This is a genomic window from Mesorhizobium silamurunense, assembly GCF_014843905.1.
Classification (GTDB): Bacteria; Pseudomonadota; Alphaproteobacteria; order Rhizobiales; family Rhizobiaceae; genus Mesorhizobium; species Mesorhizobium silamurunense.
On sequence record NZ_LPVS01000061.1, the window covers coordinates 103,402 to 116,827 of the forward strand.

The following is a 13,426-nucleotide window of genomic DNA, read 5'->3' on the forward strand; positions in this document are numbered from 1 at the left end:
CTCCATTCCTGCGCGGCCATTAACTGGCCGTCTTCCCTCTCACAGAAATATTCTGTTAACCCTAACGGATCGTTAAAAAGCCGACTCGCGGTGTCGGCCGGAGACCATTGAATGCCTGTCGAAATCATTGACCAGAAACCGGAAGCCGCCTTGCCAGTTTATCTGGTGGGAAAGGACGGTCTCGACGCCTCGATCCTCCCGCCTTCGGTCATTGCCTGGGCGCGGGCCAATGGCTTTTCCGGCGATGCGGGCCGTACGCTCGTTCTGCCGGGCGACGGTGGCGCTCTCGCCGGCGCGCTGTTCGGCACCGGCGACGGCGAGAGCCAGCTTGCCATCGGCGCCTTGGCGAGATCGCTGCCCGAGGGCGAATGGCATTTCGCCCAGGATTTGCCAGTGCCGGATCTTGCGGCGCTGGCCCTCGTCCTCGGCGGCTACGTCTTCACCCGCTACGGCAAGAAGCCCGGCAAGGCGTTGCGCTTCGCGCTGCCGTTGGGCGCCGACGTCGCGCGTGTACGCCGCATCGCCGAGGGCGTTTTCCTGACGCGTGACCTCGTCAACACGCCGACCAGCGACATGGGGCCGGATGAGCTGGACGAGGCCGTCCAGACATTGGCCGCTGCGCACGGCGCCGACGTCTCCGTTGTCAAGGGCGACGATCTCCTGGTGCGGAATTTCCCGATGATCCATGCCGTCGGCCGCGCCTCGGCCGCCGCGCCGCGGTTGATCGACATGACATGGGGACCGAGCGATGCGCCGAAGGTGACGCTGGTCGGCAAGGGCGTCTGCTTCGACACCGGCGGTCTCGACATCAAGCCGTCGTCCGGCATGCTGTTAATGAAGAAGGACATGGGTGGGGCCGCCAACGTGCTGGGTCTAGCCTCAATCATTATGGCGGCGAAACTGAATGTGCGGTTGCGGGCGCTGATCCCCGCCGTCGAAAATTCGATCGCCGGCAACGCCTTTCGGCCGGGCGATGTGCTGAGAAGCCGCAAGGGCATCACGGTCGAGATCGGCAACACCGACGCCGAAGGACGGCTGATCCTCGCCGACGCCCTGGCGCTCGCCGACGAGGAAAGGCCGGCCCTGCTGTTCGACATGGCGACGCTGACCGGAGCCGCACGTGTCGCGCTCGGCCCCGATCTGCCGCCCTTCTATACCGGCGACGAGGCGCTGGCGGCCGACCTGGCTGCGGCTTCGCTCGCTGTCGAGGACCCGCTGTGGCGCATGCCCTTGTGGCGTCCCTATGATGCGAAGCTTTCCTCGAAGGTCGCAGACGTCAACAACGTCACCACGGATGGTTTTGCCGGATCGATCACCGCGGCTCTGTTCCTCAAGCGCTTCGTCGAGAAGACGCCCGGCTGGGCGCATTTCGACATCTTCGCCTGGAATCCGTCCGATCGTCCGTACGGCCTGACCGGTGGCGAGGCGCAAGGCATTCGCGCGCTGGAACGGATCATCTCGAAGCGCTTCGGTTGAGGTTGGCAAAAAGCCGGCAAAAAAGGCCGCAGACTGAAACGGAAGCGAAACAATTTGCCGTCATGCTGGGCGGATGTCGATCTCGATGCGCCCGAGCCAGGCCTTGCGACTGTGGCAGCAGGTGTTGCTGTCGCAGGTGCGCGAGGGCGCGCCCGACCTCACCATGCGCCAGACGGCGATCCTGCTCACCATCTACCTCGACCCGCCGCCGCATACGGTGCGCGGACTGGCAGCCAGGCTCAATGTCACCAAGCCGGTCATCACCCGCGCGCTCGACACGATGGGCGCTCTGAAGCTGGTGTCGCGCCACCGCGACGAGCTCGACAAGCGCAACGTGCTGATCCGGCGCACGGTCGAAGGCGCGCTCTTTGTCGAGCGCTTCGGCGATGGTATCGTCGCCAGGGCGCATGAACTGCCCATCTGACCGATCACCGAGTTGACTGGATTGCTGATTTGACTGCCAGGGATGCCCGCCTTCACGCCTTTCGTTCCGATCTCGCCGACGCCAGGCTGAAAGGAGAGGTCGCCGCCGAGCGCTTCGTCGCTGGCCGGCCGGCGCGGATAACCGCCGCCGTCGCCGACCTGCACAAGGCGCCGCGCCCCGATGCCGGGATCAACACGCAGGCGCTGTTCGGCGATAACGTGCTCGTCTTCGAGGACGCGGAAGGCTGGGCCTGGGTGCAGGCCGAGCGCGACGGCTACGTCGGCTATGTCGCCGATAACGTGCTTGGCGCATGTGAACACGCGCTTACCCACATCGTCTCCGTGCCGCGCACCTTCCTCTATCCGGGTCCTGATCTGCGCTTTCCGATCGGCGGACAATTGTCGATGGGCTCGACGGTGACGGTGACGGGCTCCGCCGAAACGCGCGGCACGCATTACGCGCTGCTGCCTTCCGGCCAGGCGGTGATTGCCCGCCATCTGCGGCCGATCGGAGAACTCGCCGACGACTACGTCACGGTCGCGGAGAGCTTTCTCGGCACGCCCTATCTCTGGGGTGGCGTTTCCGCTTTCGGCATCGACTGTTCCGGCCTCGTGCAGCTGGCGATGCGCATGACGGGCAAGGATGTGCTGCGCGATTCCGATATGCAGGGGGCATCGATCGGCACGCCGCTCGAGCCGGGCCCTGAGTTTTCCGGACTCAGGCGCGGCGATCTCGTCTTCTGGAAGGGCCATGTCGCGATCATGACGGACGCGAAAGAGATGATCCACGCCAATGGCCACACCATGCTGGTCTCGCGCGAAGGGCTGAAAGAGGCGGTCGAGCGCATCGGCTATCTCTATGGCGGCCCGACTGGGTTTAGGAGGCCATAGCATCTTTACCTCTTCCCTTGTAGGAGAGGTCGGATTGCCCCGATTTGCCCTTCGCAAATCGGTTGGCAATCCGGGTGAGTGGTAAGCGGCGCCAAGCTGAAACATCCCTCATCCGTCTCGGCGCTGCGCGCCGATCCACCTTCTCCCACAAGAAGGAGAGAAGGGAAGAACGATCCCCTTTTGTTCCGATTTTCCTTGGCGTGCGCTTGGCATCGCGCTACCTCTGGCGTGTGACAGAGCAGCCGCGCCTTGCCGAACAGAATGCCGCCGTTCTCCTGCCCGAGCCATTCGTCAGATGGTTCGCTGCAAAAGGCTGGTCGCCGCGCATCCATCAGCTCGAGCTGCTGGCCAAGGCGCAAGCCGGACAATCGGTGCTGCTGATCGCGCCGACCGGCGCCGGCAAGACCCTAGCCGGCTTCCTACCGTCTTTGACCGAGCTTGCCCACCGGCCCAAGCGGAAGCCCGGCGAAGCGCATCGCGGCATCCACACGCTCTACATCTCGCCGCTCAAGGCGCTGGCCGTCGATATCGAGCGCAATCTCGGCAGGCCGGTCGACGAGATCGGGCTGCCGGTCACAATCGAAACGCGCACCGGCGACACGCCTTCGCACAAGCGCCAGCGGCAGAAGCTGGTGCCGCCTGACATCCTGCTCACCACGCCCGAACAGCTCGCGCTGCTGATCGCCTCAAACGACGCGAGGCGCTTCTTCGAGGACCTGCGCTATGTCGTGCTCGACGAGCTGCATTCGCTCGTCACCTCGAAGCGCGGGCATCTTCTGGCGCTTGGCCTGGCGCGGCTGCGGAGGTTCGTTCCCGAGTTGCAAACCATAGGCCTGTCGGCAACTGTCGCTGAGCCGGACGAATTGCGCCGCTGGCTGGTTAGCCAAAATCCTGCAGGCGACAGGGCCGGGCTGATCACCGTCGCCGGCGGCGCCAAGCCCGACATCTCCATCCTCGACTCGCGCGAGCGCGTGCCGTGGTCGGGGCACTCGGCCCGCTACGCCATCCCCGAGATCTACGAGGCGATCAAAGAGCACCGCACGACGCTTCTCTTCGTCAACACCCGCAGCCAGGCCGAGCTTTTGTTCCAGGAGCTGTGGCGGGCGAACGAAGACTCGCTCCCCATAGCGCTCCATCACGGCTCGCTCGATGTCGGCCAGCGCCGCCGCGTCGAGAAGGCGATGGCCGACAATGCGCTGCGCGCCATCGTCGCCACCTCCACCCTCGACCTCGGCATCGACTGGGGCGATGTCGACCTGGTCGTGCATGTCGGCGCGCCGAAGGGCGCCAGCCGCCTGGCGCAGCGCATCGGCCGCGCCAACCACCGCATGGACGAGCCGTCGAAGGCGATCCTGATCCCGGCCAACCGCTTCGAGGTGCTGGAATGCCGCGCCGCGCTCGACGCCAACTATCTCGGCGCGCAGGACACGCCGCCTTTGATCAAGGGCGCGCTCGATGTGCTCTCGCAGCATGTGCTGGGCGTCGCTTGCGGCGGACCGTTCGATGCCGACCTTCTGTACGAGGAAGTGCGCGGCGCCGCGCCTTACGCAGCGCTGGAACGCGAGACCTTCGATCGCGTCATCGACTTCGTCGCGACAGGCGGCTACGCGCTGAAGAACTATGAGCGCTACGCCCGCATCCGCCGGAACAAGGACGGGCTGTGGCGTGTCTCGCATCCGCGCGTCGCGCAGCAATACCGGCTCAATGTCGGCACCATCGTCGAAATGCCGGAGCTCAATGTCCGCTATGTCCGGCAGGGGCGAGGCATGGCCGGCCGCGGCGGGCCTGTGCTTGGCAAGATCGAGGAGTATTTCGCCGAGACGCTGCGGCCCGGCGACAATTTTCTCTTCGCCGGCAAGGTGCTGCGCTTCGAAGGCATTCGCGAAAACGAATGCGTCGTCTCCAACGGCGCCGGCGCCAACATCATCGTGCCGTCCTATGCCGGCGGCAAGTTCCCGCTGTCGACTTATCTCGCCGAACAGGTGCGCGGCATGCTGGCCGACAGCGACCGCTGGAAGGTCCTGCCCGAACAGGTCGCCGACTGGCTTCGGGTCCAGGAGGAAAAGTCGGTGCTGCCGAAGCGCGGCGATCTTCTGGTCGAGACCTTTCCGCGCGGCAACCGCCACTACATGGTCGCCTATCCCTTCGAAGGCCGGCTGGCGCACCAGACGCTCGGCATGCTGCTCACGCGCCGGCTGGAGCGCGCGCATGCCAGGCCGCTCGGCTTTGTCGCCACCGACTATTCGCTCGCTGTCTGGGCACTCGACGACATGGCGGCTTTGTTCAAGGCGAAGAAGCCGTCGCTGCCCACACTTTTCGACGAAGATATGCTGGGCGATGATCTGGAAGCCTGGCTGAACGACAGCTGGATGCTGAAGCGCACCTTCCGCACCTGCGCCGTCATCGCCGGACTGATCGAAAAACGCTACCCCGGACAGGAGAAGAGCGGGCGCCAGGTGACGGTCTCGGCCGACCTGATCTACGATGTGCTGCGCAGCCACGAGCCGGACCATATCCTGCTGCAGGCGACGCGCACGGATGCCTCGGCCGGATTGCTCGATGTCAGCAGACTTGGCGAGATGCTCTCGCGCGTCCGCGGTCGAATCATGCATAAACATCTCGACCAGATCTCGCCGCTGGCGGTGCCGGTGATGCTGGAGATCGGTAAGGAATCGGTCAATGGCGGCGCCAATGACACGCTGTTGATGGAAGCCGCCGACCTGGTCGAAGAGGCGATGGGTCGCGGGTGGCGGGCTGGAAGCAATTCCAGGAAAAGTATGTAGCGGTTTTCCATTCGGAAATTGCGTAAACGGAGAGGGCATGAATTTTTCGCTGTCGCGCGCAACGTTGATCGCCGAGGCCGATTTGATCGGCATCGCCGGCGAGCGCGCGGTCTGCGATCGGCGCGGCATCCTCTATTTCCCCGATCTTCGGCTACTCGCGGTCTCCGACCTGCATCTCGAAAAAGGCTCTTCCTTCGCCAGGCGCGGCGCGCTGATCCCGCCCTACGACACCGGTGCCACGCTGCTGCGGCTGCAGGCGGTGATCGCCGACTATCAGCCGCGCATCGTCGTTAGCCTCGGCGACTCCTTCCATGATGGGGGCGGCGCCGAGCGCATGCATCAGAGCTTCCGCGAACGGCTGGAGGCGATGATGGCCGGCCGCGACTGGTTCTGGGTCGCCGGCAACCATGATCCCGATGCGCCGGCCGACCTGCCGGGCGAGACGGTCAGGGAACTCGCCGTCGGCTCGCTGGCGTTTCGCCACGAGCCCTCCAGGCTGCGGGTCGAAGGCGAGATCGCCGGCCATCTCCATCCTTGCGCCCGCATCGTTCAGCGCGGCCGTTCGGTGCGGCGGCGCTGCTTCGCCGGCGACGGCGGCCGCATGATCATGCCAGCCTTCGGCGCCTATACCGGCTCGCTCAACGTACTCGACCGCGCCTATGCCGGCCTGTTCCGGCTGGAAACACTGATGGCCTATATGCTGGGCGCCGAACGCATCTTCGCGATATCCGGCTCGATGCTCAGGCCCGGCTGAAGCCGCTCCTATCTACCATAGTAGAGTGTGACCGTGTGCTTCGCCTCGGCGAAGAACAGCCAGCGCTCGACCAGCATGCCGATAAGTTGGGAAATGGCTGCGAGCGCCGACGCAATGGCCGCGAAAGGCCACTGTGAGGCGAAGGCGACAGCAAGCAAGATAGCCGGCACGGCGAAGGCCAATACCTGCGTGATCCGCCGCAACTTCGCACTGTGCTTACGCGCAATGCGGAATCCCATCTCCTTGAGTAGGTAGTTTTCTTCGGTGTGCGGCCATTCGATCGACCGCACCGTGCCGCCGGCGAGGCCCGTCGCCGTGTTGGCGGTGGTCGGGATTTTCAGCCGGTCGTTGTACCGCCAGGTCGCGAGCTTCCAGGCCCAACCGGCGAGCGTGGCAAGTGTCGCTCCTGTCACAACCACCGTCGAACCGACGGCGAAACCCTGAAGAAGGGCGTTGAGCAACACACTGCCTGTCATGCAAGCGAAAATAAGATAAGCCGGCAAAGTATAGCGGCTGTGCCACTGCGCGATAGGCTTAAGCGAAGCATAGATCATGCCGGTCGTGCAGACCGTCGTGACCGCGCCGGCTGCCGCCAGAAGCCCGGCAACGGCCACCCAGCCGCCGCTATCGCCAAGCAGCACCCAGCCGATGCCGAACAGCCCGGCCGGAATGAAGGTCGCGACCGACGCCACGCCTTCGCGCGACAGCCAGGAGCTGCGCCATTGCGAGAAGGCCCGCCAGGCTCGCTCGGGCCGGCCGAGATGGCCGGTCGAGGAGAGCAAGCCCGCCGCGATCAGGCCGAGCGCAAGCGCCATGCCGACAAGGCCAAGCCAGAAATCGGCTGGAATCAACCCAAACCCGCCAAGCAGGCCGAGCAGCGCCAGCAGGCCATAGCCGGCCCCGGTGGCGGTGGTGAAGAAGAGGACGGAAAAGGCCGGATGCATGGGCTGCGCGAATTCAGTTCGAAAGCATGCGGTCGATCCAGCCGAGGAAGCCGCCCTCGGCTTTGATCGGCTCAAGTGCCGGCGCGTCCACGTTGGCCGCGCGTTCGGTGCGGGCACGCGGCAGCAGGTATTTGTTGGTCGGCTTGTAGCCGAGCTCCGGCATCAGGTCGACGCCGCCGCGGTTTGTGACCAGTTGCGAGATTGCCGATGCGGGATCGCCGAGATCGCCGAAATGCCTGGCGCTGGTCGGGCAAGCGGCGACGCAGGCCGGCACGCGGTCGTCTTCGGCCAGATTGTCGTTGTAGATGCGATCGACGCAGAGCGTGCATTTCTTCATCACGCCGACATCGGTGTCGAACTCGCGCGCACCGTAGGGGCAGGCCCAGCTGCAGAGCTTGCAGCCGATGCATTTGTCCTCGTCGACCAGCACGATGCCGTCCGAGGCGCGCTTGTAGGAGGCGCCGGTTGGGCAGACGGTGACGCAGGCCGGCTGCTCGCAATGCAGGCACGAGCGCGGAAAGTTCACCGTGCGGCCGCCCATCTCGGTCGTGTGCTCATAAGCGTGCACGCGGTTGAACCAGACCCCGTCGACATGCCCGCCATAGGGATCGATGTCGGTCAGCGGCGCCATGTGGCCGCCGGTGTTCCATTCCTTGCAGGCGGTCACACAGGCCTGGCAGCCGACGCAGGTGTCGAGATCGATGACGAGGCCGAGCTTTTTCTCGGTATGGCCGGGAAGGCAGGTCATTCGGCGGCTTCCCTCTTGATGCGGAATTCCGCGCCGAAGCGAAGCACATCCGGAGACGGTTCGACATTTGGCGGCTGCCGGAAGCGTTCGAACTGCGGCTCGCTGAAGCCGGCCTCGTCCGCCGCGCATTTGACGATGCGCACGCGCACGTCGAACCACGCCGCCTGGCCGGTGACTGGATCGGAATTCGAATAGCGCTTGCCGTTGGCATCGGCCGAAATCTGATCGCCGATGATGTGGTTGAGCAGGAAGCCGCGGTTGGATTCTGCCGCATCATCCTTGAGGCCCCAGCTGCCGCGCCGCTTGCCGATGGCGTTCCAGGTCCAGACCGTGTCCGGGTTGACGCCGTCGATCAGCTTGATCTGCCCCTTCACCTTGCCGTTGACACTCTCGATCCACACCCAGTCGTCATCGGCAAGGCCGAGCCGGGCGGCCGTCTCGCGGTGCACGAACAGCCGGTTCTGGCTGGTGATCTGCCTCAGCCAGGCATTCTGCGCACCCCAGGAATGATACATGTGCATCGGCCGCTGCGTCAGCGCATGCAGCGGATATTCTTGGAGATCGACGGTCCCGTCCTCGAAGGGCGCGTACCAGAAGGGCAGCGGGTCCATATAGGCTTCGATACGGCCGCGCTCGGCCTCTGGTGGCTGCGCTTTTCCGTGGCCGCGCGCGGCGAGGCGGAAGCGCTGCATCGGCTCGGAATAGAGCTGGAAGACGGTTCGTTCCGCCCTGGGGATGAAGCCCATCTCGACCGCGAAGTCGAGATAGGCGCGGTTGCCCATCTTGTAGTAGCGCTGGTCGTCGGAAAAATCGTGGTGCCAGAAGCCGCCATTGTCGATGTAGCGCTTGAGCTGGTCCGGATTGACCTCGCCCTTGCCGATCGCCTCGCCGTTCTTGCCGCGCCAGCCGGCGAGCGGGCCGATGCCCGGCGTGCGCTCGTGGTTGACGATGTAGTCGGCATAGTCGCGGTATTTCGCCGAACCGTCCTCGTTGACGAAGCCGGGCAGGCCGAGCCGCGCGCCGAGCTCGATCAGCACCGACTGGAATGGCCTGACGTCCCGATCCGGCTGCACCACGGGATGGCGGATGGCGTCGCCCGGCCCGTCGGCATGGCTGATCGGCCGGTCGAGCAGGCTGATGCAGTCGTGCCGCTCGAGATAGGTGGTGTCGGGCAGCACCAGGTCGGCAAACGCCACAGTCTCGGAATAGTAGGCGTCGGAATAGATGATGAAGGGGATCTTGTACGCGCCCGACTCGTCCTTGTCGGTAAGCATGGCGATGGTCTCGACCGTGTTCATGGACGAATTCCAGGCCATGTTCGACATGTACATCATCAGCGTGTCGATCGGATAAGGATCGCCGGCCCAGGCATTGCGGATGACGCTGTGCATCAGGCCGTGCGCGGCTAGCGGCGCTTCCCATGAATAGGCCTTGTCGATGCGGGTGGGCCGGCCGGCCTCGTCGACGAGCAGGTCGTCAGGCCCGCAGACGAAGCCGAGCGGCATGCCTTCCAGCGGCGTCATAGGCCGGATAGTCTTGCCGGCGGGCTTTGGTCCCGGCGGCGCGCAGCGGGGATAGGGCGGCTTGAAGCGGAAGCCGCCGGGAACGTCGATGGTTCCGAGCAGAACCTGCAGCAGGTGGATGGCGCGGCAAGTGTGAAAACCGTTGGAATGGGCCGAGATGCCGCGCATGGCATGCATCGAGACCGGCCGCCCCTTGATCGTCTCGTGCCGCCGGCCCGCCGGATCGGTCCAGGCGACGGGCAGTTCGATCGCCTGCTCAAAGGCGACATGCGCCAGCTCCGCCGCGATCCGGCGGATCGTCCCGGCGCTGACGCCGCAGCGGCCGGCGACTGCATCGGGCGAATAGCTCTCGTCCAGGTATCGGTCGGCGATCAGCTGGAACACCGGCTTGCAGCGCCGGCCGTTGACCACGTGGTTGCCAGTCAATGCTGGTTTGGCATCCGGGTCGGTCGCGTTGACAGGGACCTTCGCCACCCTGTCCCAAGCCAGCGGGTTGCCGGCATCGTCGCGCACGAACAGTCCGTCATCGGCGGACCCGGGCTCCTGCACGACAAGCACCGGCGCGTTGGTGTAGCGCAACAGATAGTCGAGATCGATGCGGCCGGCCTTGAGCAGTTCGTGGACGAGGGCGAGCACGAACAATCCGTCCGTGCCGGGCCGGATGCCGATCCAGTCGTCGGCAATGGCGTTGTAGCCGGTGCGGCACGGATTGATCGACACCACCTTGGCGCCGCGCGCCTTGAGCTTGCCGAGGCCGATCTTGATCGGGTTGGAATCATGGTCCTCGGCGACGCCGAACAGCATGAAGTATTTGGTGTTCTCCCAGTCGGGCTCGCCGAACTCCCAGAACGAGCCGCCGATCGTGTAAAGGCCGCCGGCCGCCATGTTGACCGAGCAGAAGCCGCCATGGGCGGCGAAATTCGGGGTGCCGAACTGGCTCGCCCACCAGCCGGTCAGCGATTGCGACTGGTCACGCCCTGTGAAGAAGGCGAGTTTCTTCGGATCGGTCCGCCGGATCGCCGACAGCCGCTCGCTGGCTATGGTGAGCGCTTCCTCCCATTCGATCTCGCGGAACTCGCCCGAGCCGCGCGGACCGGTGCGCTTGAGCGGCTTCCTCAGCCGCGCCGGGCTGTAGTGCTGCATGATGCCGGCGCTTCCCTTGCCGCAGATCACGCCGCGGTTCACCGGGTGATCCTTGTTGCCGTTGATGTAGCGCACCTTGCCGTCCTTGATGTGGACGTCGATACCGCAGCGGCAGGCGCACATATAGCAGGTGGTCTTGGCGATGCGGTCGGAAACGCTTGGCGAGGTGTCGACGCCGTCGCCTTCCTCCGGCGCGCGCGTGTCGGCCAGCGGCTGCTGCGAGGGTGCGGAATTGGCGCCGCGCGGCTCAGCCGAGCTCATGATCCGCGAACGCTCTTGTTGACCGCCATCTTGGCTTTCGTCTTCGGCCCCGGACCGCGCATATAGTGGAGCTCGGGATGGTAGCGCTCGCCGGCCAGCTGCCGTCTCAGCCGGCGGCCCCAATGCGCGAAAAGGGATTTGAAGCGCCCGATCATTTCCAACCTTGGCGGCGGAGCAGCTAATTTTTTCCAAGCCTGGGCAAAAAGTTAGAACAAAGCAATTGATCTGTCCAACAAGCGGCTCTTGTAATTCCGATCGATTTTGCTTCTTAGTTGGCCATGACCCTCGATCAGTTGCGCATCTTCGTCGCCGTCGCCGAGCACGGCCACATGACCAAGGCGGCCGAGCTTCTCGGCATCTCGCAATCCGCCGCCTCGGCCGCCATTCGCGCGCTCGAAAGCCAGCATGGCGTGCGCCTGTTCAACCGTGTCGGCCGCAACATCGAGCTCGCGCAGACAGGCCATCGCTTCCTGCCCGAGGCCAAGGCGGTGCTGGAGCGGGCAGCGGCCGCTCACGACGTGCTGGAACATGTCTCGCAGACCGTCACCGGCAGCCTGTCGATATCGGCGAGCCAGACCATCGCTAGCTATTGGCTGCCGCGGCGCCTGGCTTCGTTCCACGAAGCCTATCCGGCGGTGCGGCTCAGCGTGACGATCGGCAATACAAGGCAGGTGGAGACCAATGTGCTGGACGGCCGGGCCGATTTCGGACTCGTCGAAGGGCGCACCGAGTCCGACATTCTGCGGCGCGCCACGGTCGACGAGGATCGCCCCATGCTGGTGGTGGCGCGCTCGCATCCCGAAATTCCGATGACGCCAGCGGGAAACCTCGACATCCGGGCATTGCGCTGGATCATCAGGGAAGGCGGGTCTGGCACGCGCGAGGCGCTGGAGGATTTCGCGCGCAGCGAAGGCGTCTCGCCGGCGGAGCTGCAGATTTTCCTGGTCCTGCCCAGCAACGAGGCCGTGCGCCAGGCGGTGGAGGCCGGCGCCGGCGCCACCATCATCTCCGAACTCGTCGTAGCGCGCTCCCTGGCGGAGGGCAGCCTGAGGTCCGTGCCGGTCGATTTGCCGAAGCGCGATTTCGCCATGATCACCCACCGTGACCGGCAGGCGAGTCTCGCCCAGATGGCGCTTAAGGCGCACCTGACGGGCAAGGCGGATGCGACGCTGGCGGACAGAGGTTAGATAACAGAAGCCTCAGGCGAACTTACGCCGCGCATCCAGCGCCAGGCCGAGCCCTACCGAGCCGAACATGTCGCCCTCGATGACGGAGGCCTGCGGCACCAGCGAGAGGATCCGCCGCTTTGCCAGCGGGATCGCGGTCGAACCGCCGGTGAGGAACACGGCGGTGATGTCGGCGGCATTGATGCCCGCGTCGGCGATCGTCTGTCTGACCGTCGCGGTCACCCGTTCGATGTCTGCGCCGATCGTCTGTTCGAGGCCGGTGCGCGTGATCTCGGCCGCGAAGCGTGCGCCGGGCAGCGGCACCTTCACCTCGGCCGAAGACTGGTCGGTCAGCGCGATCTTGCCCCGTTCGACCAGGCCGGCCATCGCATGCCCGTATCGGTGCTCGACGATGTGGACGAAGCGGTCGACGAGGTCGGCGCGCTCGGCCTCGAAGCGGATCTGCTTAAGGTCCGACATCGCCTTGGCGGTGTAGACGAGGTTGATGCGCTGCCAGGTCGCGAGGTCGACGAAATAGCTCGCCGGCAGATTGCGCTTGCCGTCCTTGGTCGGCGTCAGATAGCCGAGCTCGGGCATGACATGGGCGATGCTGAGCAGCCGGTCGAAATCCGTGCCGCCGATATGGATGCCGCGATTGGCGAGGATGTCGCACTTGCGGTCATCCGAGCGGGCGCGCTCCGGCGACACGCGCACGACCGAGAAGTCGGAGGTGCCGCCGCCCATGTCGACGATCAGCGCCAGCTCTTCCCGGGCGACATTCTGTTCGTAATCGAGCGCCGCCGCGATCGGCTCGAACTGGAAGGCGATTTGCTTGAAGCCTTGCGCGCGCGCCGCCCTTTCGAGCTCGCTTTGCGCCTTCGCGTCGGCTTCGGCATCATCGTCGACGAACTGCACGGGACGGCCAAGCACGACGCGTTCGACCGGGCCGCCGGCATCCTCTTCCAGCCGCTTCTTCAGATGGCTGATGAAGAACCCGATGATGTCGGTAAAGCCGATCAGGCGCGCCTTGATGCGCGTCTTCTCGTTGGCGAGCGAGCTGCCGAGCACGCTTTTCAGCGAGCGCATCAGCCGACCCTCGACGCTGTCGGTGTAGTCGGCGATCGCACGACGGCCGAAATAGGTATGGCCGTCCTCGAAGTTGAAGAAGACGGCGCTTGGCAAAGTGGGCTGCTCGCCCTCCAACGCCACCAGTCGAGCGCGGCCGTTGCGGATCACGCCCACCGTGGAATTGGACGTGCCGAAATCGATGCCGCCGAATGCCGATTGCATCGCAGCCTCCTGTCATTGCTTTGC

The 13,426-nt window shown here is 65.1% G+C and carries 11 protein-coding genes; 6 read left to right on the plus strand and 5 right to left on the minus strand.

The features are described 5' to 3' along the window. Positions 1–111: 111 nt before the first annotated feature. From AU465_RS17375 to pdeM, 5 genes are all read left to right on the plus strand, one after another. A complete protein-coding gene (locus AU465_RS17375; RefSeq protein ID WP_192250146.1) occupies positions 112–1,476 on the plus strand; it encodes a leucyl aminopeptidase family protein in 1,365 nt (454 codons plus the stop codon). Positions 1,477–1,549: 73 nt separating this feature from the next. Next, positions 1,550–1,900: a MarR family winged helix-turn-helix transcriptional regulator gene (locus tag AU465_RS17380; protein ID WP_192250149.1), complete on the plus strand. Its 351-nt coding sequence runs from the start codon at positions 1,550–1,552 to the stop codon at positions 1,898–1,900. Between the two features lie 29 nt (positions 1,901–1,929). Further along, a complete protein-coding gene (locus AU465_RS17385) occupies positions 1,930–2,790 on the plus strand; it encodes a C40 family peptidase (protein WP_192250152.1) in 861 nt (286 codons plus the stop codon). A gap of 230 nt (positions 2,791–3,020) precedes the next feature. After that, on the plus strand, positions 3,021–5,573 hold the full coding sequence (locus AU465_RS17390) for a ligase-associated DNA damage response DEXH box helicase (protein WP_192250320.1): 2,553 nt from the start codon (positions 3,021–3,023) through the stop codon (positions 5,571–5,573). A gap of 37 nt (positions 5,574–5,610) precedes the next feature. After that, the gene (gene pdeM / locus AU465_RS17395) at positions 5,611–6,327 is read left to right on the plus strand and encodes a ligase-associated DNA damage response endonuclease PdeM (RefSeq protein WP_192250155.1); all 717 of its coding nucleotides are present in this window, start codon (positions 5,611–5,613) and stop codon (positions 6,325–6,327) included. Between the two features lie 8 nt (positions 6,328–6,335). Here the strand turns inward: pdeM and AU465_RS17400 are convergent, their stop codons facing one another. The 4 genes from AU465_RS17400 to AU465_RS17415 are packed head-to-tail and all read right to left on the minus strand — an operon-like array spanning position 6,336 to position 11,101. Continuing rightward, positions 6,336–7,271, minus strand: coding sequence for a dimethyl sulfoxide reductase anchor subunit family protein (locus tag AU465_RS17400; RefSeq protein ID WP_192250158.1), 936 nt, complete (start codon positions 7,269–7,271; stop codon positions 6,336–6,338). Positions 7,272–7,284: 13 nt separating this feature from the next. Beyond that, positions 7,285–8,019 carry a 4Fe-4S dicluster domain-containing protein gene (locus AU465_RS17405; protein ID WP_192250161.1) on the minus strand — a complete coding sequence of 245 codons (735 nt, stop codon included), beginning with the start codon at positions 8,017–8,019 and terminating at the stop codon, positions 7,285–7,287. Beyond that, positions 8,016–10,946, minus strand: a complete 2,931-nt coding sequence (locus AU465_RS17410) for a molybdopterin oxidoreductase family protein (RefSeq protein ID WP_192250164.1) — start codon at positions 10,944–10,946, stop codon at positions 8,016–8,018. Before AU465_RS17410 ends, AU465_RS17405 begins: the two co-directional genes overlap by 4 nt. Then, positions 10,943–11,101, minus strand: coding sequence for a hypothetical protein (locus tag AU465_RS17415; protein ID WP_192250167.1), 159 nt, complete (start codon positions 11,099–11,101; stop codon positions 10,943–10,945). The genes AU465_RS17410 and AU465_RS17415 overlap by 4 nt, the downstream gene beginning before the upstream one ends. Positions 11,102–11,224: 123 nt before the next feature. Here AU465_RS17415 and AU465_RS17420 point away from each other — a divergent pair, with 123 nt between their 5' ends. Beyond that, a complete protein-coding gene (locus AU465_RS17420; RefSeq protein WP_192250345.1) occupies positions 11,225–12,133 on the plus strand; it encodes a LysR substrate-binding domain-containing protein in 909 nt (302 codons plus the stop codon). A gap of 12 nt (positions 12,134–12,145) precedes the next feature. Here AU465_RS17420 and AU465_RS17425 read toward each other — a convergent pair whose 3' ends face one another. Beyond that, complete coding sequence (locus AU465_RS17425; protein WP_192250170.1) at positions 12,146–13,402, minus strand: Hsp70 family protein; 1,257 nt, start codon at positions 13,400–13,402, stop codon at positions 12,146–12,148. Between the last annotated feature and the right edge of the window lie 24 nt (positions 13,403–13,426).